Here is a 21597-nt window from a genome sequence, read left to right as displayed (position 1 = left end):
TGGCTAGCTAACCACGTCCGTCGGACGAACAAAAAAAGACTTGTATGATGAGTAAAATCATACAAGTCTAAAATCAAAACTCATTTTTACTTTTTTATACTGTCTACTTGACAGGTAGCTGTTCAATGATAGCTTCGTCAGGCAGGGGTCGCTTTTTATGTTGCTTATCCGAAATTTTTTAAGCTTTTACTTCATTCGCTAAGATAATTGCACCAGTAATACCGGCATCGTCGCCCAACCCTGGCAGCACCAGGTAATCATCGACAGCAGGGACTGGCACATAGTCGGCAAGCAGCTTCGTAAATTTCGCTTTGATATTATCAAGCATACCAGGAACCTTCATGACGCCACCGCCCAGTACAATGCGCTCCGGACGCAGGATGACCGTGTAGGCTTCCAAAGCTTGCGCGATATAATAAGCGATGTAATCCCAGACCGCATCGGTAGGCTCAACATCTTTACCGGCTTTCCCCAGACGTCCGTCGATTGAAGGACCGGCTGCCATGCCTTCAAGGCAATTGCCGTGGTAAGGGCAGAACCCTTCATAATGGTCATGCTCATGCGGGCGCACCAGAATATGCCCCATTTCCGGATGCCCGATGCCTTCCAGTATTTTCCCGTCCACGATCGCACCGGCTCCAACACCTGTGCCGATTGTGATGTACATAATGTTCTTCATCCCTTTTGCAGCGCCCAGAGCGGATTCCCCCAAGGCAGCGCCGTTCACATCAGTCGTCCACCCCATCGGAACAGCATATCTTGCTTTCATGGCACCAAGGAAATCAAACTCTTTCCAAGCCAACTTTGGCGTGGAGAGAATATGCCCATATGTTTCCGAGTCTTTGTTGACGTCGATTGGCCCAAAGGAACCGATTCCGATTGCAGCTAAATCAAAACGATCAAAGAAAGCAAACACCTGCTCCAATGTTTCTTCCGGCGTAGTCGTCGGGAAAGCGACCCGTTCCAACAACTCATTCTTTTCATTTCCGACGGCGCACACAAATTTTGTTCCGCCTGCTTCAATTCCACCTACTAGCATAGATATCTCACTCCAATTGGTTAGTTTTCGCGTGCGTTGCTACCCTCGGAACCAACATGAAAAGACATCCGATTTGTCATGAACCAGCAGACGCGCACCTCTTTCCATTATACCGCTTTCAGTTGCCGGAATCATGTTTTTCAGGCATTTTCTGCTGAAATTCAGCAATTTTTTTGATGAAATTACAAGCATCGGTAAATTTTTACTTAATTTATCAAATATTTTACTATTTTTGTTGCTTCGGATAAATCAAACGCTTACAATAAAGAGGAAACTTAAATAGAATTCCAAATAAAATATAGCGGATTGATTAATTCGCCTAACACTAAACAATCAGGAGAGTGGAAAAACAATGAAAGTATCTGAAGCAATAATCGGGCAAGCCAACGGAAAGGATGTCGTAGCTTATACCTTGACGAATCCGAACGGCATATCCCTTACAGCGATGACCTACGGCGCCACCATCACGGAACTTTTGATGCCGGACAAAAACGGAAAGACGGAAAACGTTATTTTGGCGATGGATTCGTTGGATGATTACGTGACGCATCGCCCGTATTACGGAGCCACAATCGGCCGGATCGCCGGACGGATAACCAAAGGGGCTTTTGATTTGGACGGAACAGCGCATCAATTGGTCGTGAATGAGGGGGGCAATCAGCTCCACGGCGGCCCAGCCGGATTGGATACGCATGTCTGGGACGCGGAGATCCACGCTTCCGCTGATGAAGCCAGCATCCATTTCACAACGACAGATGCAGACGGCGCGAACGGCTATCCCGGAACACTTTCGGTAACGGTCAGCTACACGCTCACTGCCGATAACGAATGGAAAGTCACTTATCGGGCAACGACGGATCAGGCAACCTTGTTCAACCCGACCAATCATGTCTACTTCAACCTGAGCGGCGACATCAACAAACCGATCCTGCAGCACGATCTGCAACTGAACAGCAAAATTTTTGCCGAATTGGGCGATGGCAACCTCCCTAGCGGGGCCTTGTTGCCGGCAGAAGGGACCGCTTTTGACTTCCGCAACGGCGGAAAACTTGCCGTTGCCGCTGAACAGAACCACTCGCAGACACAAAAAGTCGCCGGTTTCGACCACCCTTTCCTGCTGCAGCATGATGCTGGAAAACCTGATGCGATCCTCAGCGATGCGGAATCCGGTCGAACCGTCAAAATGTATACGGATCAGGATTGCGTCGTGATTTATATGCACAACGCCGCCATCGATAAGTACACAATCGCCGGAAGTCCGGTTATCCAATATGCCGGCATCACCTTAGAAACGCAGGCTTTGCCTGACGCCATCAATCAAGAAGGTTTCGGCGACATCACGCTCCGACCGGATGAAGTCTATTCAGCTGAAACAATCTACAAATTCGAAATCCAGGGCTGATTGTTAATAAAAGAAGGTGGACCGTAAATCCGGATTTACGGTCCACCTTCTTTTATTGCATGTTGATAGCCAAAAAACTGACATTACATTCAGTCTTGGATATCCGTAATGGATTTTCGGACTGTCGGGGTTGACTTCGGCTTCAGTTCCACGACCAATACGCCAGCCAAAATCAAAGCTGCCCCGATAAGCATCCGCAATGTGATCTCTTCCTTCAGAAAAAGCGCGGAAGCGACCATGCCGAACACGGCCTCCAGCGAAAGGATGATGGCTGTTTCCGTCTCTTTGGTGAACTGCTGCGAGGCCGTTTGAATCAGAAAACCCAGCATCGTGCTGACCGTTCCCAAATAAATGATGGAAAAGTAGCCTTCCGCGGCTGCCGGAAACAAAAATTCTCCCCTTGCGAGCGATACGAGCACCCCTAAGAGAGTGGCAGTGCCCATCTGGATGGTGGTCAATGCATAAATATTTTCACCTAGCACGAACCGGTTTGTGAAGATGATCTGCAAGGCGAACAACAGCGCGCAAACTAGCGTCAACATATCCCCGAAATTTACGCTGTGGAAGTCGGTCAGGGAAATGACTGCGATGCCGCCGATCGACAACAGCGCGCCCACGATGGCCGGGGCCGTCACTTTCCTCCTGAAAAACAGTGCGCCTATGAACGGCACCAACACGACATTGAATGCTGTAAGGAACGCGTTCTTCGAAGGGGTCGTGTAGACCAGGCCTACCGTCTGAAACAAGAAAGCCAAGTAAAGGATGGTTCCGAGACCGATACCTTTTAGATAAGTCTTTTTGGTCGCATGCTTGAGCTGGCCGAAAAAAATTGCACCCATCAGTATGAATGCCAACAAAAAACGCATGGTCAATATTTGGTAGGGGGAAAAATACTCCAAAGATATGGCGCTCACAACGAATCCCGAACCCCATATCATCGTCACAAAAATAAGTCCGATCTGTCCCTTTCTTCTGTCTGTCATATCACTGCCCCTTTCTATGAATAAAGATGCTTGCCCGATTGGCTTGTTGCCGATGAACAATCTGGGCGTACTTATCCACTTTACCCAACATTCTGATTGTCTGCAAGCAGATTTCTGCAAAATAATAATACTATTTTCTGTTACTGATGCCTGCGCACTGAGGTAATTACGGTGTTCGAACAGCAAAAAAACTCCCCAAACGATGCATAACATCGCTTCGGGAAGCCGTTCCTACTTTATTATTTTGCCAATACCGCTTCGATTTCATCCAATTCTTCATTGGTGAAATCAAGGTTCTCCAACGCTTTTACGTTGTCGTCGATTTGACTCACTCTGCTGGCGCCGATCAGTACGCTCGTGACTTTCCCGTCGCGGAGAATCCAAGCCACGGCCATCTCAGCCAATGTTTGTCCGCGTCTTTGCGCGATTTCGTTCAGAGCGCGTGATTTCTCGATGGTTACCTGCACCCCTTCCGCATTCAGGAACGGTGAAGACGATCTGCCCGCACGTGAATCTTCCGGAATACCATGCAAATAACGGTCGGTCAGCATGCCTTGCGCCAACGGACTGAAGGCGATGGTGCCCAACTTGTTGGCCGTCAAAACATCCTGCAAACCATCTTCGATCCAACGGTTGTACATGTTGTAGGCCGGTTGGTGGATGATGAACGGCGTCTTCAAGTCTTTGAATATGGCTGTAATTTCAGTTGTCTGCTCCGCAGAATAGCTGGAAATACCTATATACAGAGCTTTTCCTTGACGGACCATCAGATCCAATGCTTGTGCAGTTTCTTCGAACGGTGTTTCAGGATCCGGACGGTGCGAATAAAAAATATCCACATAATCAAGCCCCATCCGCTTCAGACTTTGATCAAGACTGGCCGTCAAATACTTCTTGGAGCCCCATTCCCCGTACGGGCCGGGCCACATGTCATAGCCGGCCTTGCTGGAAATGATCAGTTCATCCCGGTAAGGCAGGAAGTCCTTCTTCAAAATTTTACCGAATGTTTCTTCCGCGCTGCCTGGAGGCGGACCGTAGTTGTTCGCCAAATCGAAATGGGTGATCCCCAGATCGAAGGCGCGTTGGACCATTTTGCGCGAGTTGTCAAACAGATCCACCTCGCCGAAGTTATGCCAAAGCCCTAGGGAAATGGCAGGCAGTTTCAGACCGCTGTTGCCTACGCGGTTATAGATCATTTTGTCATATCTGTTTTGTGCCGGTTGATACATGTCATCACCTCAACAAGTTAATATATCCAGTATAGCGTTTTCATCATTGAAGCGCAAAGCATTTACGGAAAACGGACAACGAATGTTGCCGCGCAACCTCGTTGTCCGTCCATTATCCTAATAGTCCGTCTCTGCTGACGTTGATGAAAGACATCTCCACCATATCATAGCGGTGATGCACAACTGAATATTCCAATGGCGTCCCTCTTTCCAGGAACATGACTTTGCTGACTTCAAGGACCGGATCCTCATTGGAACAGTGCAGATATTGCTTGTCGTTCTCATCCGGTTTGACCGCGCGGACTGTTTGCCGGTTATCCCCAAAAACGATCCCCAAATCCCCTTGGAGATAGTCATACAGGGAGCGGTTCAGGATGTCCTTAGTGATGTTCGGAGCCAGAACGATCGGTATGATTGTATGCTCCAAAGAATACGGTTTTTCATCCAGGATCCGCAACCGTTTGATGTCATATACTGGCTCTTCCTTCGTGATGCTCAATTGGTTGCATTCTTCTTCATCCGGGAAACGAACGTTGAAGTCAAGTACTTCCGTTTTCAGTTCCAATCGCTCTCCGGCAGCAGCGGTCAAGCCGACGTTCTGACCGATTTGGATGCTCCGTTCGGCTAGATTGACCGCGTTTTTCTTCACATAGGTCCCCGAACCTTGGATCGTGTACACCAACCCAGCGACGCTCAGCATATCGAGCGCCTTCTTAACCGTCACTCGGCTGGTGCCGAACTCCTTCGCCAAGGACTCCTGATCGGGAATTTTTTCTTCGGAATGATAGATCCCGCTTTTGATTCTTTTTCTGATTTCATTTGCGACTTCTTTGTATTTTGCCATGTCCTTCACCACTTATCTACGTGATTTGGAAATTTGTATTTACAAATCTCTCCTTGTTGATTATAACATAGACAACTGGCCATTACGCAACAGGAAAAACAACGGTCACTTGTACGTATGCTCGTCCACTTCAAGTCGTTTGCTTTGGATAAGATCCCGATACCAATAGCCCGACTGCTTCAAGGAACGCTTCAGGTCGTCCTCCAGATCGATGCGCACGAGTCCGTAGCGGTTCTTGAAGGCATTCATCGGCGAGACACAATCCGTGAAAGCCCAGAGCATGTAGCCGTTGCAGTTCGCTCCTTCATTTACAGCATCCAACAAGGAACTCAAATGCTCGGTTATGTAGGCGATGCGGTAATCGTCCTGAATGGTGCCCTTGCTGTCCGCAAAGCGCTCCTCCTGCTCGATGCCCATCCCGCTTTCCGCAATGAACCACGGGATATTGCCGTATTCGGATTTCAGGCGCATGGCCATATCATACATGATCTGCGGGTAGATTTCCCAACCGCGTGAAGTGTTCATCCTTCTGCCAGGCAAGGAAAACTCTTCATAATAGTATTCCGGATGGAATGGTGTTTCCTTGTTCCACTCGTAACGAGGCGACCGGACCCGTTTCGGGAAATACAGATTGATCCCGAGATAGTCTACTGTATTTGCTTTGATGATAAGCAGTTCCTCTTCGGAGTATTCAAATGGGATGGCGTGCTTTGCGAGCACATCGAACAACTCATCGGGATACTCCCCCTTCACCAACGGATCCAGAAAAATGCGGTTATAAAGCAGATCGTACATCCGGGCGGCCTTTTGATCCGCCGGTGATGAAGAACGCGCGTAGGTCACTTCCGGATTCAGGATGGCTCCAATCTGACCGTTATAGCCTTTTTCATGGAAAATTTGGACTGCCCGCGCCGTAGCGATCACCTTGTTGAAATTCCATTGCATCCATTTCGATGTATCCTGCTCATGCGGATAACGGATGGCATCGAGGTAGATGCGCGTCTGGATGACAACCGGTTCGTTGAAAGTGAACCAATGCTGGACGCGATCGGCATAGCGTTCGAACGCTATTTCGGCATATTTCGCATAGAGATCAACGACTTGCTTCGAGCTCCAGCCATCGTATTTCTCCATCAAATAGGCAGGGACTTCGTAATGCTCAAGGCAAAGCATTGGTTCGACTCCGGCCTCAAGCAGTGCATCCACGACATCGCTGATGTGTTGGGCATAGTCTTCATCGACTACCGCATTTTCATAATCCGTAAAGAAGCGCGCCCAGTTGATCGACGTACGGTAATGCGTCAGGCCGATTTCTTTCATCAAGGCAACATCTTCGTGATAGCGGTCATAGAATGAGGTCGCTCCAGCCGGTCCATAGCCTTCATGCCATACGAAAGGCTCCTCTTTGTACCACATGTCCAGATAGGAATCCTGTCCTTCTTTTTTGCCCTTCCAGCCTTCCGTCTGCCATGCAGAAGAAGATGCGCCCAATATGAATCCTTCAGGTATATTTTTAATCATCCTCATGCCCCTTTCTGATCAGATCTTTCATTATTCGATGACTGCTGCCACTTCTGCTTCATTTTCTGTTTCTGGTTCGACAGCAAGCGCACGATTGCTTGCCTTCACGAACGGAAGATAGATCAATACGGAAACAGCGATGCAGATTAGTTGCGTAGCGACTGCGCCCATGCTGCCAGCTGTCGCAAGATAGCCACTGATCAATGGTGGCGTTGTCCAAGGAACCATCACGACCGCCTTTCCGGCAAATCCGATTGCTGTCGCGAAGTAACCGATTGTGCCTGTAACCAGAGGCGTCAAGATGAACGGGATCGCCATGATCGGGTTCAGCATAATCGGCAGGCCAAAAATAAGCGGTTCGTTGATGTTGAATAGTCCGGGGCCAACGGACAGCTTGCCGATTTCCTTGAAGTCGGCGCGTTTCGAAACCATGAAGACAGCAATCAACAGACCGATCGTTACGCCGGAACCTCCCATGCTCATGTACATATCCCAGAACGGCATGTTGATGATGTTTGGAGCTTCCTTGCCGGCTTCAAAAGCGGCTGTATTTTCAGCGATGGCAGCCAACAAAATCGGCTCACGGATCGGTTTGATCATTTGGTTGCCGTGGATCCCAATCACCCAGAAAATCTGTGAGACGAACATCAACAAGAGGATACCCGGCAAGCCTTGTACAACTTTCGCAAGCGGCGCTTGGATGGTCGTATAGATGATGTCATACAAAGTCAATCCTGAGATCAGGAAGATGAGGTGCGCACCAGCCCCAATCAGAGAAACCGTCAGAATTGTCGGTATCAAAGCAGAGAAACCGCGGGCAACATTCGTAGGGACCGTATCCGGCATTGTGATCTTCAATCTTTCCTGTTTGCTCAACCAGGTGTAAAGTTCAACGGACACGATGGCGATGAACATGCCCAGGAATAAGCCGCGTGACCCTGTATAATTGCTGGAAAGGACATTTGTCACCGGAACCGGCGTCTCTTCAAACAGAACTTCGATTGCTGTCGGGATGGTCGCGATATAACTGATGACCGCCAAAAGACCAGCGAAATGATCGGAGACTTTGTTCAGTTTGGCGACTTCGATCCCGATCAGAAAGACCGCACTGATCGTCATCAAATTCATGGTGGCGTAGTTAATTGCCTGCGTAATCGGTTTCATTTGTTCCAAGAAGCGTAAAGCCTCGAACTGGGCCAATCCATTCGTTGAATCGAACACCATATTCGAAAATAAGGTGGCAAAAGCACCTGTGATGATGACGGGCAACAACATTGAAAAGGCATTTTTGATTGCGATGATGTACTTCAAATCGTTGATCTTATAGGCGATCATATTCAAACGTTCAATCCACTTCGCGTTCTCCATTCTTTTTCCTCCTAAACTGTTAGTTCTGATAGTTCTGAGTGTTAAGCGAGTTTCCTCCTACAACTCTCTTTTTCATATTGTAACCCCTTTCCCACTTGTTGTAAATACCTATTTTTATTTGTGTTTACAAATTATCGATTTGGACAGATAAATGTGTCGCCTCAAATGGAGGCGGCGGCTCTGTACTCCGGTGAACACGGGCTTCTCCGGAGTTTGGACCCACATTTCCCATGCGTTCTCCGATGAGATCGGCCTCGCCGTAGTTGAGAACTGATTGCTGCCACTGTGCTTCGGCGAAGGAACCCTCACCGGAGCTGATGGGTTTGGTCAGAGCAAACGAAAGAATACCAAGAACCTTCAACCAGAAATAGTGGTTAGGACGGCCAAAAAAAAACGGGGAACATCTCAAATGAGACACTCCCCCGTTTCAATCAACTATACTTTATTCATGCAGTTCCAACGGCAAGCCGTCCGGATCTTTGAAAAAAGTGAATTTCTTATTCGTGTAGTCATCCAGCCGGATCGGCTCGGTCGCCACGCCCTTACGGTTCAATTCAGCCACAGTTGCCTCGACATCCTCCACATAGAAGCAAAGATGGCGGAGGCCGACTGATTCCTGACCGCTGGGGCGCTCAGGCGGATTAGGAAAAGAGAACAGTTCGATCTCGCTCTCCCCCAGCTGAAGATCGAGCTTATATGAGTCCCTTTCGGCCCGGTAATTTTCGCGTATGATCGGCAATTCCAGCACCTCAGTGTAGAAAGCTTTGGAAGCCTCATAATCGGAGGCGATGATCGCCACATGGTGAATTTTTTCAAATTTCATAGTAACAGTCCCTTCTGTTTCGAGTCTTCCGTAATTTTACCATTAACGAACAATCTGTATACTCTTGCCTGTAACATTTTTCTGCCCAGCGGCCACCAAGATGACAGGTTTCTGTATCTTTTCAGGCCGGACTTTTGATATAATGTGAGTATCACCAAAAAGTTATAATCGATTTGTTGAACTGATTGTTTCACCGTTAGGAGAAAGGATGGTAAGTCACATGATTATTACAACCACAGCCCATATCGAGGGCAAAAAAATCACTGCCTATCAAGGCATCGTTTTCGGAGAAGTCATCACAGGCATCAACGTGTTCAAGGATTTCGGAGCCGGCATCCGCAATATCGTTGGCGGACGTTCAAAGAGCTACGAGGATGAATTGACTGTGGCACGCGAAAACGCCTTGTCAGAAATGCAAGATCGTGCAGCGGCAAAAGGCGCAAACGCCATCGTCGGCATGAAGATGGACTATGAAGTGCTGGGAGCCGATAACGGCATGCTGATGGTCACTTGCAGTGGCACCGCCGTAAAATTGATGGACGAATCAGAATATTTAGGCTAAGAAATCAGAAAAGGTATCCGGGAAATTGCTTTCCGGATACCTTTTTTCTGTTCATTGTGTTTTTTTGTGCACCGTTTTTTTCTTGCTTGGAGCGAACGGTTTGAAGGAAACGGCATAATTGCCTGCTTCGTCTTTCCCCAGCAGCAAAGCCGTCGAAAAGCTCTTGCCGTCTTTTTTCTTGAAACCGGACAGGCGCTTCGTTTCTTTTCGGGCCAAAAGTTCTTTGGCTTCCTCCGGGGACAGATAGCGGCGGGCGATATAGCGGGAAATTCGGAACGAACAGGCCTGGCTGTAGTCCTGGCATTGGAGATAACTCCCCTTTATGATTGCTTCTTTCCCGCAGACCGGACAAACACCGACGACCGCACCATCGCCTGCAGCATCGATGCGCTCCGCGATTCCTTCCGACTGCAGCATCTCGTTCTTCGTGCCGAGGATTTCCATGACGAAATTTTTGATATTATCCAGGAAATAGTCCTGATCACCCTCGCCTTGATGGATTTTTGCCAGGTACTTTTCCCATTCAGCTGTGAAGGCGACATCGCTCATCTTGTTGCCGGCCACGGCCTCACAAAGCAGGGTTCCCTTTTCGGTGATCGCTAGTTGGTTTTTAGAGGCCGTTATGTAGCCCCTGTCCTTCAGGTTTTCGATGACACCGGCGCGGGTCGCTTCCGTTCCGATGCCGTGCGTTTCCTTCAGGATCGCCTTGTCTTCGGCATCATCCAGTTCTTTGCCAGCGTTCTTCATGGCTGCGATTAGCGTACCTTCCGTGTAAGGCTTCGGAGGAGTGGTCTTCTTCTCCTTCGTGGCCAAGGCAGCTGTTCCAGTTTCTCCCACCGTAACCATCGGCAGGATTTTATCCTCCGGCTCACCTTTTTTCCTTGTGTTGCCTTCCAGTTTCTTCCATCCCAGATTCTTGATGATCTTACCGGAAGCCACAAAGTCCAGTCCGCCTATATCGGTAATGATTGTCGGTTCATCGTAAATGAAGTCTTCTTCAAACATCGCCAAGGTCCGGCGCAGGACGAGATCATAGATTTTCTGCTGGTTCGCATTCAGTTTCGCGATCCGGACCTGATCCGGCACTTTTTTCGTCGGGATAATGGCATAATGCTCCTGCACTTTGGCATCATCGACGTATTTTTTGCGCGGAGTCAGATTCGGCTTGTCGATGGTATGTCCCAAGATGCCCAAATAGCCGGAAAGATTATCCTTCAGATAGGCAAATTCATTTTTGGTGATGACCGTCGCGTCCGTCCGCGGATAGGAAAGCAGTTTTGCTTCGTACAACGACTGCACAGTTGCCAATGTATCTTTCGCGCCCATCTTGAATTTGGCGTTGGCTGCCCGTTGCAGATCGCTGAGGGAATAAAGACGCGGCGCAAACTCCCGCTTATTCTCGTTGGCTTCGAAGCGTTTGATGACGGCAAGCATTTCAGCCGCCAAACCGTGCGCCGAGATGAAGGTTTTCATTTCCTGCTTGGACTCAAATTCATGCTGATACTTCGCTTCAAACGTGCCGTTCGTGACCGTGATCCGTGCCAAACACTCGTAATGCGTCTCTTGCTGGAAGGCAGCGATTTCCTTCATGCGCTTATAGATCATGAAGAGCGTCGGTGTCTGCACGCGTCCGACCGAAAAGGCACCCTCTTTGATGCCGGCTTTCTGGAGCGCAATGGTGTACAAGCGGCTCAGGTTCATCCCAACCAGCCAGTCGGCGATTTCCCGACTTTGAGCCTCGATGTAGGATGGATACGTGTCCTTCCCGTCCAGCAATTCGCTGAACCCGCGGCGGATCTCATTGGACTCCAGGCTGTTGATCCAGAGGCGCTTCATTTCCTTCTTTTCTGCGCCGGCGTGCCGGATGATTGAGCGGGCTATATTTTCCCCTTCGCGGTCCGAGTCGGTGGCGATGATGATGCGGTCCGCTTCCTTGAGCTGCTGTTTGATGTTCGCCATCTGTTTGCCTTTTCCGTATTGGATCTTGTATTTGTAGTTTTCCGGGAAAATCGGCAAGTGAACCAGGCTCCATTTTTTCCACTTCGGATCATATTCTTCCGGCTGCAACAAGCCCAACAGATGACCGGATGCATGAACGATGACCGTTTCGCCATCGAACAGGCTGTCCTGGATCACGTAGTTCCCGGCAACCGTCGCCTTCTTTTGGAAAGAGCTCGCGTAGGCAGCTGCCTGCGATGATTTTTCGGCTAAAATGACTGTTTTCATTCTGAAATTTCCTCCCTGACAGGATTGCCGTTTGACACTTTTAAGGCAATCGATACCCTACAATTATAACATACGCGCATTCCCGAAACCTGATCGAAAAAGGACTGCGACAGGCACAAAAGCGCCGTTGCAGTCCTTTTCGGCCTGATTGTTCTTAATCGTCCAGCTTGAGTTTCTTCAGCGCCTCGAACAAGGCGGAATTAACCGGCTCTTCCTCTTGATTCTGTTTCTTCAGATATTTTTGGACGTCCTGCTTCGCGGCTTTTCCGCCGGAGCCTTTTTTGCGTCGTTCGTTGAAGGCCGAAAGTTTTTCGCGGTAACCGCATTTGCAGGTGAAGATCTGTCCGTCGCCTTCGCCGTGCAGCTCCATTTTCTTCATGCATTGCGGACAACGGGCGTTCGTGACACGCGCCACATTCTTGCGGTACCCGCAATCGCGGTCCTGGCAAACAAGCATCTTGCCTTTTTTACCGTTCACTTCCAGCATCGGTTTGCCGCATTCTGGGCAGGTCTTGGTGGAGATGTTTTCGTGCTTGAACTTGCCGTCGCTCATCTTGATTTCCGAAACGATTTCTTGCGTATAGGTCTTCATTTCATTAATGAATGTGTCCTTCTTCAGCTTGCCGGCAGCGATCTGCTCGAGCTTCCGCTCCCACTCACCAGTCAGGGCCGGGGATTTCAACTCTTCCGGAACCAGCTCCAACAGTTGCTTGCCTTTTGAAGTGATATGGATTTCCTGTCCACGTCTTTCGATCAGGAAGGAATTGAAGAGCTTCTCGATGATATCGGCACGCGTAGCCACAGTTCCCAACCCGCCCGTTTCCTTCAGCATCTGCGCCAAATCCTTGTCCGTCGTCTCCATATATTTTGCCGGATTTTCCATCGCCGTCAATAGCGTTCCTTCATTGAAGTAGGCAGGCGGCTTCGTCTGTCCGGATGTCTCGCTCACGTAACGGACAGCCAACACATCGCCTGCCTCGATTTTCGGCAACAGTTGCTCCTGGAGACCGTCTTCCGTCTCCTCATCCTCCGTGCGATTGCTGTATACTTCTTTCCAGCCGGCAGCGATGACCGTCTTGCCGCGGGCCACGAAGCGCTCGCCCCCGATTTCTGCGCGCAAAGTCAGCTGCTCATATTCATAAGCCGGGAAAAGCACAGCCAAGAAGCGTTTCACGACCAGGTCATAGATCTTGAGCTCCTGTGCCGACAGCTTCCCTATTTGGACGACTTGTTCCGTCGGGATGATGGCATGGTGATCGGAAACTTTGCTGTCGTCGACGAACGACTTGTTCGCCTTGATCGGTTTCGCCAATACCTTGTTCACGAGCGATCGGTATTCCTTGATGGCGCAGGCTTTCAGTCTATCCGGCAGCGTGGCGACGATGTCGTTCGACAGGTAGCGGGAATCCGTACGCGGATAAGTCAATAATTTATGCTGTTCATAGAGTTTCTGCATGATATTCAGCGTCTCTTTGGCGGAATAGCCAAAAAGCTTATTGGCGTCGCGTTGCAGTTCGGTCAGGTCATACAGGCCGGGTGCATAGGCTTTTTTCGGTTTGCGGTCGACAGCCACTACGGTTGCCTGCTGCTTATCCAACTTTTTGACGATGGCGGTAACCTTGTCGCGCTCGAAACTCTTCGTGTCGTTCGTTTTCTCGTCCTGCCAAATCAGCTTCAGCTTCGTATCTGTCTGTGCCTCGATGCCGTAATAGGTCTTCGGCTGGAATTTTTTGATTTCTTCTTCGCGTCTGGCAATGATGGCGACAACTGGCGTCTGGACGCGGCCGCAGTTCAATTGGGCGTTGAATTTTGTCGTCAGCGCGCGGGTCGCATTCAGGCCGATGTACCAATCTGCTTCCGAACGGGCCACAGCCGACTGATACAAGTTTTCATAGTCCTTGCCCGGCTTCAGGTTCTGGAAGCCGTCTTTGATGGCCTTATCCGTCACGGATGAAATCCATAGCCGTTTGACGGGTTTATTGACTTTCGCTTTTTCGATGATCCAGCGGGCGACCAGTTCGCCCTCGCGGCCGGCATCCGTTGCGATGATGATGTCGGAAACATCATTCCGCACCAGTTGGGACTTGACGGCATTATATTGTTTCCCAGACTGCTTGATCACCGTCAGCTTCATGTTTTGCGGAAGCATCGGAAGATCAGCCAAGTTCCAATTTTTATATTTCACATCATAGGCTTCCGGATCGGCCAACGTCACAAGATGACCCAAGGCCCAAGTGACGATGTAGTCTTTCCCTTCCAGGTACCCTTGACCCTGTTTCTCGCACTGCAGCACGCGGGCGATATCGCGCGCCACCGATGGTTTTTCAGCTAATACTAGACTCTTTCCCATACTCTATTTCCTACTTCCTTATTTCTTGATTCGTCAGTCTTACTATATCACAGAAGTTTTATGCGAATGCCATCTTTTTGCTTTCCCCCTGATGCTCCTGTTCAAAAATCAGGCTTGATCGTGACTTCCGCACCTTCAATAATCCGGCCTATATTTTGCGGTAGCGTTTCAAACCCAAAACATTAAAAACTGTAAGAAGACTGATGAACAGCAAAATAGCCAGCAAATCATTGCCGATGTCCCCCAGCGTGCCCCCTTTGATCATGACACTTTGCAGAGCATTCCCGATGTAATACAGCGGCATGAATTTAGCCAAAAATTGTAGCCATTCCGCCAAGGTGTCCACCTCGATGATTCCTGAAAAGAAAATTTGCGGAATGATCACAACTGGAATGAATTGCACCATTTGGAATTCCGATGCAGCGAAAGTCGATAATAACACCCCTAAAGATAAAGCCAACAGTGCCGACAGGAAGGTGATCACCATCACCAACGCCAGGCTTCCGGCTACTGTAACATGCAAAACATGAACAACAAACTCCACCAGAAACAAGGTTTGGATAAATGCAAAAAAGCCGTACCCCATGAGATAGCCGGCAATGATTTCCCACCTCCGGACCGGCGCCGCCAATACCTTATCCAGCGTCCCGGTTGTCCGTTCCCGCAAAAGTGCCATTCCCGAAATCAAGAAAACCAAGAAAAAAACAAAAAAACCTAGTAATACCGGGCTGATGATCGTGAAATAATCTGAATCGGCTTCACCGTAAAGATACTGCTCATTGATTGTCGGCTGTTTTGGAATAGCTTGAGCAAGGCTTGGGTTTGCCATTACCGCTTCCTGCCCAAGCGATGTAAGTGCACCCAATTGCAGTTTAATCAGGGCTCCTTGAAGTTTTGCTCTGACGACTGCACGCTTGGCAGGTGCGCTGTTTTCGTAAGTAATTTCAATATGGGTGGTATCATTTTGGATGATAAAAGCCACCAACTGATTATTTTTGATGCTTTCCTCCACGTGCTCTCCACTCGAAAAAACGGTGGCGTTGATGTGATTATCTTCCAGATTTTTGACTATTTCCGGATTCAGGTTGTAGACTCCCACTTTGTAGGTTGTGTCCGTCCCCGAGGAAGTAAGTAAAAAATACATCAACGTAAACAGCAATAAAGGCGCGAACCACATCAAGGCCAGCGTCCGCTTATCCCGGAACATTTGGATGAAAATCCGTTTGGCGATAGCAAATGCGATCATTCTTCCTCACCTCCTGCCGCCAAAAAGACTTCCTCAATGGTATGCACGTTGAATTTCTTGGTCATTTCTTCAGCGGTCCCCAAAGCGATCAATCGGCCATGGTTCAGCAGAACCAGCTTGTCGCAGCGTAGTGCTTCGTCCATGGCGTGGGTTGTGACCACAATCGTTTTTCCTTGGTCCCGGATGTCATTCAGTTCATGCCAGATGCCTTGCCGCAAAATCGGATCGACTCCGACAGTCGGCTCATCCAAAATAAGAATATCTGGATTGTGCAGCAACGCTATCGCCAAAGACAAACGCCGCTTCATCCCCCCGGAATAGCTTGATACGCGTTTGGATAAATCTTTCGTCAAATTCGTCACCTGCGCCACATAATCCAGCCTTTGCTGAAGAGCCTCTTTCTTCAAACCATACAATTTACCGAAAAAAGTCAAGTTCTCTTTGCCTGTCAATTCTTCGTACAAGGCATCCGATTGGGCCATATATCCCACTTTATTCAATACAGAAAAATTGGGCATCAGATGATCGGAAATTTTCGTTTGCCCAATATCCAAGCTCTCCATCCCCAGCATCAGCTTGATCAAGGTTGTCTTCCCTGTACCTGAAGGCCCGATGATTCCGACGATTTCGCCAGCTTCGATTGTAAAATGAATATCTTCCAAAACGCTCTGTTGCTTGAATTTTTTTGAAACGTGTTGCACCTCGATCACATGCATAAGCATATCCCCCGTTGCCCGAATCAGATTTTTTTGCTGGCTTGAAAAGATCAGGTCAAATGCTTGTTGCCTCATTCCAAGCCTGAATGGGATGGTTCCGTCCGATAAGTCCCGAATATGCTTATCGATTGAAAAGGCCCCCGTATTTTTACATTATAGTCCTCATCGGTACCGGACACTAGTTTCATTTGAGCGAACGGACTCCGAAACGAGTAAAGCCCCGCAGATGCACTTCTCGAATCTGCGGGGCTTCTTGCCTATTTATTTTTGCCGGTATGCTTCATGAAGTCAAATAACGCAAACAATTTTCTAAATCTACTCTGCTTTGAGATACTTCTTTTGCCAATTTTTTCTCGACTTCATCTTTATCGATCATCAACCGATAGCGTTTGATGAATTCGTACAGTTCTTGTCTGAACGCTGCATTCAGGCTTCCGAAATCAAAAGGCAAGCGGGTTCGTTCCCCCATCTTCAAATAATTTTGATACTGTTCCTTCGCCCAGCTTTCGGCACGTTCGGCAAGACCGACAGCCAGTTCTCGGTTTTCTTTGGATATTTTTTTCCAATCGAGCACATTCTTCGGTCTCAAATAGCTTGACCACAGGGCGTCCCTTTGCAAAAGAAAGAAAGCCTTTCGATATTTTTCCAGGTAATAGCGCAAGAGTGTTTCTTGGATAAAATCTTTATGCACGGCATAGCAACGCTCTATCCCGCTTTTATCGCCATCGTTTTTTTCATGTTCAAACTTATAGGTGAATCCTCGGATGGCACCGTCCACATGAACTACTGCAGTGCCATAGTTGACAAGCAGCCTGTCTTCTTTTTGGACATCAGTCGACCCGAGATCGAAGTATCTACGGAAAGCAGCAAATAAGCTATAATCCACCCGGATAAAATCGTTTGTCGAAACAGCGGGCATCGCTTCGCTGAGTTCCGCGAGCTGAGGGCCTTCCCACGAAGATTCCAAAAACGAACGCATCCTGGTAAAGCTGAAGTAATCAACTTCAGATCCTGACATTTTTGAGGACATAAGAAAGGCCAAGTAGGAACCCATTGCAAACAGCAACACCAGTATCGTCACAAGGAGCCCTTGGAGACCGCCCACAGCAAAGCCAATACTGGCAAGTACCGGAAAAAGAATGAGGACTATATTTTTTATGTTTCTCATAACCACAGTGCCACGTAAATTTTAGATAAAATCATCAACCTTACCCTCTTTCTCAGCGAATAAACCGTTAAGCATGACCGCGAATCGTACCTACGCAACCCATTATACTGGAGCACACAAGCTATTTCCATTGATAGCCAGCTTATGATACGCGTGCCCATGGATTATCCGGAATACGTGATAGATTTTCTCGGGCAAAAATCCAAAGAAAAATTGCATTATAAAAAAATAAACCATATGGAATGCGCTCTTCAACAAGAGCGTTCCATATGGCTTTTATTCACCTTTTTTTCAGCTGCGCTACCAACAATGGCTCCAGGATCGGTTCCAGAATCAGGTAGAATCCGGCATTCCCCAGGCCATGAAGCAGATCAAAGGGAATCCCCGCAGCATAATATGCCCAGAAACTGTTGATACCCATCATTTTCACTGTGAGCAAGGAAATGATGAACCCATAGAGTATCCCTCCAAGGAAGGAAAAACCTACAAAATAAGCTTTGTGCACCTTTTTGTAAAAGGGCTTCATGACCAGGCCCGTGACCACGATCAGAACGCCGAAACTGGCGATCTGGGCAATCGTCCACGGCCCCATTCCCAGCAGGAAATTGGTCAAAACAATCGACAGGATGGCCACAATGAAGCCGTCCGTCATGCCCAATGTCAGCGTCAGGATGATCAGCACGGCTGTCACCGGCTGGACATTCGGGATGAACTGGAACATCATCCTCCCGACATAGCACAACGCCGTCAAGATCGACAGCAGTGCCAGTCGCCTCACCCCGAAGCCCACAGTCTTCTTTACATTTCTGTCAGGTTCCACACGATTACGTCTCCTTCTTGGAGCGCCACATCAGCGGCTCCGACCATCGAAGGCTCGCCGTTTACATCAAACAGCCAATATTTGGCTTTCGTTTCGGCTGTCTCTTCCGCTTGTGCCTGCCCATCGATGGCTGTGATGAAGCCGTCTGCTTCTTCGATAGTGTAGTTTTCTTTCATGACAGCCAACAAGTTCATGCCCGCTTCGACCTCAAGCGTCTTTTCTGATCCTGCGATGACCGTACCGCCATCCGTCAAAGAGATTGTTACACTGACTGTCTCCGCTGCTTCGGAACTGACCGCAACAGTCGACTCATGCAGGACGGAACTTGTTTCCGCTTCTTCCGTCGGGGCGCACCCGAATAATACCAAACTCAACGATAAGGCCAACAACAATTTTTTCATTTTACCACTCCTAATCTGTATTCGACAGGGGATGCATCGCCAACGGCCGGGATCATGCAAAAAAAAAGCCCATGCGCCATCGCATAGACAAGTAACGGAACCGTTTTACCTCGAAACGGCACGCTTGCAAAAAATAGCAGCTTGGAATGAAGACCTGACTTAGACGTTCCGGGACGTCATCACAGTGGCGGGACCGCGTTGGATTTTCACCAAACTTCCAAATTCCAAGTGTCTTTGAATGGTTTTCCTATCCCTTCCATTTTACTCAAAGGAGAAAAAAATACAAGACCCGTTGCGCTTTTCAGTGCATCCTGGTCTTGCGATTGATGATAAGTGTGTCAAGTCAATCTTTGATTCTTTGTTACGCCTTCAAGCTTTCGTCGTCCGCATCATAAGATCCTTCGTATTGATTGGCGGCTGTTGTGCCACCCCATAGGAAGTTTTCTGGAAATCTCAATTCTGTCCAAGTCCTTCATCCCTTTCATGATAACGTTTTACAACCTCAATTTCACCTGAACGTCTGCACAAATGAAACTGTTACCATCCAAGCATCAAATTCTGCTATGATGAGCATGAGAAACTGCAGTCATTTTTATAGACCTTATTGTTTGGACGTTTTGAAACAAAGGAGGAATGGCAAAATGGATGAACACAAACATACGGGGCATACGCACACAGACCACACTCCGGAGGTCCCAAAGACAATCGATCCGCACGCCGGGCACGACCATTCGGGTCATCATATGGCCCCACCACAGCCGGTTGTTGCCGAACCCCAGTCAGAAAAACATGCAGAACATGATCACCACGGCGGGAAACAGGCACACGAACCGATACAGGCCGCTTCCCAAGGTCACGAAAAACATGAACAGCACCTGGCGCACGCTCCGGCCGGGCATGGCGCCGCTGTTCATGCAGGCCATCATGAACAGATGGTGGCCGAATACAGGAAACGATTTTGGATTGTCTTGCTGCTGACAATTCCAGTCACCTTGTTGTCCCCCATGATCATGATGCTATTCGGTTACCATTTCGAATTTCCGGGAGCAAATTTTATCGTCTTTGGCTTATCCACCGTCATTTTCTTCTACGGCGGCAAACCATTCCTGGAAGGCGCTTGGGAGGAATGGAAGAACCGGTCGCTCGGCATGATGATGCTGATCTCATTGGCGATCGTTTCTGCCTATATCTACAGTACCTTCACCGCCTTCTTAATAGAAGGCTCGGACTTTTATTTCGAATTGGCGACCTTGATCCTGATTATGCTGCTCGGGCATTGGATCGAAATGAAATCCCAGATGGGGGCATCCAAAGCGCTGGAAGAACTCATCAAACTGATGCCCAAAGTTGCCCACCGGTTGGATGCGGCCGGCAATGTCGAAGAAGTGTCGATCGAAGCTCTCGTTCCGGGTGAGCGCATCCTCGTCAAGCCAGGCGAAAAGATCCCTTTGGACGGTAAAATCTACGAAGGTCTATCAACGGTTGATGAATCGATGCTGACAGGCGAATCTGTGCCTGTCGAAAAACAACCGGGCATGCAGGCTATCGGTGGCTCCATCAACGGGTCCGGCGTCCTGAAGCTGACTGTGGAAAAAGTGGGGAATGAAACCTATTTGGCTCAGGTCATCAACATGGTTCAGGAAGCCCAGCAACAGAAATCCAAGTCGCAGGGTTTGGCCGACAAAGCGGCTGGCTGGCTATTCTATATCGCTGTCATCGCCGGCGCCCTGACTTTCCTTTATTGGATCTTCGCAGCCGACCTGCCCTTCGCCTTGGAGCGGATGGTGACGGTCCTTGTCATCGCATGTCCCCATGCACTCGGGTTGGCTGTCCCTTTGGTGAATGCAGTATCCACTTCGCTTGCAGCCAGAAACGGTTTGCTGATCCGCAACCGGACACAGTTCGAAGAGGCGCGCAACGTCGATCGGATCGTATTCGATAAGACCGGCACCTTGACGGAAGGCAACTTCGGCGTCACCGACCTCCTTCCCGCGGCCGGGGTCTCCGAGACGGGTTTGCTTACGTTGGCCTATTCTGCCGAGAGTCAATCTGAACACCCGATTGCAAAAGGGATTGTCCGCAAAGGGGAGGAAGAATCTGTTGCCCTTTTACCTGTAACAGCTTATCAAAACATTACCGGTCAAGGTCTGCAGGTCACTGTGAATGGCATGCAGGTCGCTGTCGTCAGCCCCGGCACTATGGACGAGCGTGGCATAGCATACGACAAAGAAACATTCGCCAACTTGGCCCAGCAAGGTAAAAACGTTGTCTTCGTCCTGAAAGAAGGCATCCTGCAGGGAATGATTGCCAGCGCCGATATCATCCGTTCGTCATCGCACGAAGTCGTAGCTGCCCTGAAGGAGCAAGGCATCGAATCCTTCATGCTTACAGGCGACAACAGCCGCGCAGCACATTACGTAGGTGATCAGTTGGGGCTGGTTCAGGTATTTGCGGAAGTTCTGCCTGCCGAGAAATCGAAGCACATCGCCGCGCTGAAGTCCGGGAATAAAAAAGTCGCGATGGTTGGGGATGGAGTCAATGATGCCCCCGCTTTGGCGGAGGCTGACCTCGGCATCGCCATCGGGGCCGGTACGGACGTTGCAATCGAAACAGCCGACGTCATCCTGGTGGACAGCAATCCGAAAGACGTATTGACCATCATTGCCCTTTCGAAAGCCACTTACCGCAAGATGGTCGAGAATCTGATTTGGGCTGTCGGCTATAACGTGATCGCCATCCCGCTGGCTGCAGGCGTATTGGCCAATCAAGGCTTCCTTATCACACCTGCCATCGGGGCAGCCGTCATGTCAATCAGCACCATCATCTGCGCGGTCAATGCCCGTCTGCTCAATATAGATTGAGCACGCATTTCAAATGATCACCACAACTGACAAAAAAA

18 protein-coding genes and 1 riboswitch are annotated in these 21597 nt (G+C 49.0%); of the genes, 3 read left to right on the top strand and 15 right to left on the bottom strand.

Translation table 11 applies throughout. The features are described 5' to 3' along the window. Nucleotides 1-178: 178 nt before the first annotated feature. A complete protein-coding gene (locus WBM30_RS09830) occupies nucleotides 179-1039 on the bottom strand; it encodes an ROK family protein (protein ID WP_424900549.1) in 861 nt (286 codons plus the stop codon). A 352-nt stretch (nucleotides 1040-1391) separates the two neighbouring features. Here WBM30_RS09830 and WBM30_RS09825 point away from each other — a divergent pair, with 352 nt between their 5' ends. Then, nucleotides 1392-2441: an aldose epimerase family protein gene (locus WBM30_RS09825; RefSeq protein ID WP_424900548.1), complete on the top strand. Its 1050-nt coding sequence runs from the start codon at nucleotides 1392-1394 to the stop codon at nucleotides 2439-2441. 89 nt (nucleotides 2442-2530) lie between these two features. Here the strand turns inward: WBM30_RS09825 and WBM30_RS09820 are convergent, their stop codons facing one another. From WBM30_RS09820 to WBM30_RS09795, 6 genes are all read right to left on the bottom strand, one after another. After that, entirely contained in the window at nucleotides 2531-3424 is an 894-nt protein-coding gene (locus WBM30_RS09820) for a DMT family transporter (protein ID WP_424900547.1), read from the bottom strand. Between the two features lie 239 nt (nucleotides 3425-3663). Then, nucleotides 3664-4653 carry an L-glyceraldehyde 3-phosphate reductase gene (gene mgrA, locus WBM30_RS09815; RefSeq protein ID WP_424900546.1) on the bottom strand — a complete coding sequence of 330 codons (990 nt, stop codon included), beginning with the start codon at nucleotides 4651-4653 and terminating at the stop codon, nucleotides 3664-3666. A 112-nt stretch (nucleotides 4654-4765) separates the two neighbouring features. Beyond that, nucleotides 4766-5497 (bottom strand): GntR family transcriptional regulator, encoded by a 732-nt coding sequence (locus tag WBM30_RS09810; RefSeq protein WP_424900545.1) that lies wholly within the window; start codon nucleotides 5495-5497, stop codon nucleotides 4766-4768. Between the two features lie 105 nt (nucleotides 5498-5602). Continuing rightward, nucleotides 5603-7018 (bottom strand): glycoside hydrolase family 1 protein, encoded by a 1416-nt coding sequence (locus WBM30_RS09805; protein WP_424900544.1) that lies wholly within the window; start codon nucleotides 7016-7018, stop codon nucleotides 5603-5605. A gap of 30 nt (nucleotides 7019-7048) precedes the next feature. Continuing rightward, entirely contained in the window at nucleotides 7049-8386 is a 1338-nt protein-coding gene (locus WBM30_RS09800) for a PTS sugar transporter subunit IIC (protein WP_424900543.1), read from the bottom strand. A 442-nt stretch (nucleotides 8387-8828) separates the two neighbouring features. Then, nucleotides 8829-9209: a VOC family protein gene (locus tag WBM30_RS09795; protein WP_424900542.1), complete on the bottom strand. Its 381-nt coding sequence runs from the start codon at nucleotides 9207-9209 to the stop codon at nucleotides 8829-8831. A 220-nt stretch (nucleotides 9210-9429) separates the two neighbouring features. Between WBM30_RS09795 and WBM30_RS09790 the strand changes: the two genes are divergently transcribed. Continuing rightward, entirely contained in the window at nucleotides 9430-9771 is a 342-nt protein-coding gene (locus tag WBM30_RS09790; protein WP_086943839.1) for a heavy metal-binding domain-containing protein, read from the top strand. 51 nt (nucleotides 9772-9822) lie between these two features. On the opposite strand, the gene topB is transcribed toward WBM30_RS09790, so the two are convergent. The 8 genes from topB to WBM30_RS09750 form a co-directional block, all read right to left on the bottom strand. Beyond that, nucleotides 9823-11997, bottom strand: a complete 2175-nt coding sequence (gene topB, locus WBM30_RS09785) for a DNA topoisomerase III (protein WP_424900541.1) — start codon at nucleotides 11995-11997, stop codon at nucleotides 9823-9825. Between the two features lie 154 nt (nucleotides 11998-12151). After that, nucleotides 12152-14347, bottom strand: coding sequence for a DNA topoisomerase III (locus WBM30_RS09780; RefSeq protein ID WP_424900540.1), 2196 nt, complete (start codon nucleotides 14345-14347; stop codon nucleotides 12152-12154). Between the two features lie 148 nt (nucleotides 14348-14495). Beyond that, nucleotides 14496-15593, bottom strand: a complete 1098-nt coding sequence (locus WBM30_RS09775; RefSeq protein WP_424900539.1) for an ABC transporter permease — start codon at nucleotides 15591-15593, stop codon at nucleotides 14496-14498. Then, nucleotides 15590-16315: an ABC transporter ATP-binding protein gene (locus tag WBM30_RS09770; RefSeq protein ID WP_424900552.1), complete on the bottom strand. Its 726-nt coding sequence runs from the start codon at nucleotides 16313-16315 to the stop codon at nucleotides 15590-15592. The genes WBM30_RS09775 and WBM30_RS09770 overlap by 4 nt, the downstream gene beginning before the upstream one ends. Before the next feature lie 274 nt (nucleotides 16316-16589). After that, nucleotides 16590-17477 (bottom strand): hypothetical protein, encoded by an 888-nt coding sequence (locus WBM30_RS09765; protein ID WP_424900538.1) that lies wholly within the window; start codon nucleotides 17475-17477, stop codon nucleotides 16590-16592. Between the two features lie 280 nt (nucleotides 17478-17757). Next, a complete protein-coding gene (locus tag WBM30_RS09760; RefSeq protein WP_424900537.1) occupies nucleotides 17758-18297 on the bottom strand; it encodes an ECF transporter S component in 540 nt (179 codons plus the stop codon). Continuing rightward, the gene (locus WBM30_RS09755) at nucleotides 18276-18698 is read right to left on the bottom strand and encodes a DUF4430 domain-containing protein (RefSeq protein ID WP_424900536.1); all 423 of its coding nucleotides are present in this window, start codon (nucleotides 18696-18698) and stop codon (nucleotides 18276-18278) included. Before WBM30_RS09755 ends, WBM30_RS09760 begins: the two co-directional genes overlap by 22 nt. An 89-nt stretch (nucleotides 18699-18787) precedes the next feature. Then, nucleotides 18788-18944: riboswitch (adenosylcobalamin (AdoCbl) riboswitch) on the bottom strand. Between the two features lie 115 nt (nucleotides 18945-19059). Next, entirely contained in the window at nucleotides 19060-19155 is a 96-nt protein-coding gene (locus WBM30_RS09750; protein WP_424900535.1) for a family 1 glycosylhydrolase, read from the bottom strand. A 184-nt stretch (nucleotides 19156-19339) separates the two neighbouring features. Between WBM30_RS09750 and WBM30_RS09745 the strand changes: the two genes are divergently transcribed. Further along, on the top strand, nucleotides 19340-21559 hold the full coding sequence (locus tag WBM30_RS09745; RefSeq protein WP_424900534.1) for a copper-translocating P-type ATPase: 2220 nt from the start codon (nucleotides 19340-19342) through the stop codon (nucleotides 21557-21559). Nucleotides 21560-21597: the final 38 nt, after the last annotated feature.

It is taken from the genome of Trichococcus sp., from assembly GCF_049684335.1.
GTDB lineage: Bacteria > Bacillota > Bacilli > Lactobacillales > Aerococcaceae > Trichococcus.
Note: the sequence above shows the minus strand (reverse complement) of the source record. Positions and strands in the feature narration are given on the sequence as shown.

Bases quoted from the DNA above. Each gene is read 5' to 3' on its own strand.
- WBM30_RS09830 (WP_424900549.1), bottom strand. From the start codon at position 1,039: ATGCTAGTAGGTGGAATTGAAGCAGGCGGAACAAAATTTGTGTGCGCC.
- WBM30_RS09825 (WP_424900548.1), top strand. From the start codon at position 1,392: ATGAAAGTATCTGAAGCAATAATCGGGCAAGCCAACGGAAAGGATGTC.
- WBM30_RS09820 (WP_424900547.1), bottom strand. From the start codon at position 3,424: ATGACAGACAGAAGAAAGGGACAGATCGGACTTATTTTTGTGACGATG.
- mgrA (WP_424900546.1), bottom strand. From the start codon at position 4,653: ATGTATCAACCGGCACAAAACAGATATGACAAAATGATCTATAACCGC.
- WBM30_RS09810 (WP_424900545.1), bottom strand. From the start codon at position 5,497: ATGGCAAAATACAAAGAAGTCGCAAATGAAATCAGAAAAAGAATCAAA.
- WBM30_RS09805 (WP_424900544.1), bottom strand. From the start codon at position 7,018: ATGATTAAAAATATACCTGAAGGATTCATATTGGGCGCATCTTCTTCT.
- WBM30_RS09800 (WP_424900543.1), bottom strand. From the start codon at position 8,386: ATGGAGAACGCGAAGTGGATTGAACGTTTGAATATGATCGCCTATAAG.
- WBM30_RS09795 (WP_424900542.1), bottom strand. From the start codon at position 9,209: ATGAAATTTGAAAAAATTCACCATGTGGCGATCATCGCCTCCGATTAT.
- WBM30_RS09790 (WP_086943839.1), top strand. From the start codon at position 9,430: ATGATTATTACAACCACAGCCCATATCGAGGGCAAAAAAATCACTGCC.
- topB (WP_424900541.1), bottom strand. From the start codon at position 11,997: ATGAAAACAGTCATTTTAGCCGAAAAATCATCGCAGGCAGCTGCCTAC.
- WBM30_RS09780 (WP_424900540.1), bottom strand. From the start codon at position 14,347: ATGGGAAAGAGTCTAGTATTAGCTGAAAAACCATCGGTGGCGCGCGAT.
- WBM30_RS09775 (WP_424900539.1), bottom strand. From the start codon at position 15,593: ATGATCGCATTTGCTATCGCCAAACGGATTTTCATCCAAATGTTCCGG.
- WBM30_RS09770 (WP_424900552.1), bottom strand. From the start codon at position 16,315: ATGCTTATGCATGTGATCGAGGTGCAACACGTTTCAAAAAAATTCAAG.
- WBM30_RS09765 (WP_424900538.1), bottom strand. From the start codon at position 17,477: ATGAGAAACATAAAAAATATAGTCCTCATTCTTTTTCCGGTACTTGCC.
- WBM30_RS09755 (WP_424900536.1), bottom strand. From the start codon at position 18,698: ATGAAAAAATTGTTGTTGGCCTTATCGTTGAGTTTGGTATTATTCGGG.
- WBM30_RS09745 (WP_424900534.1), top strand. From the start codon at position 19,340: ATGGATGAACACAAACATACGGGGCATACGCACACAGACCACACTCCG.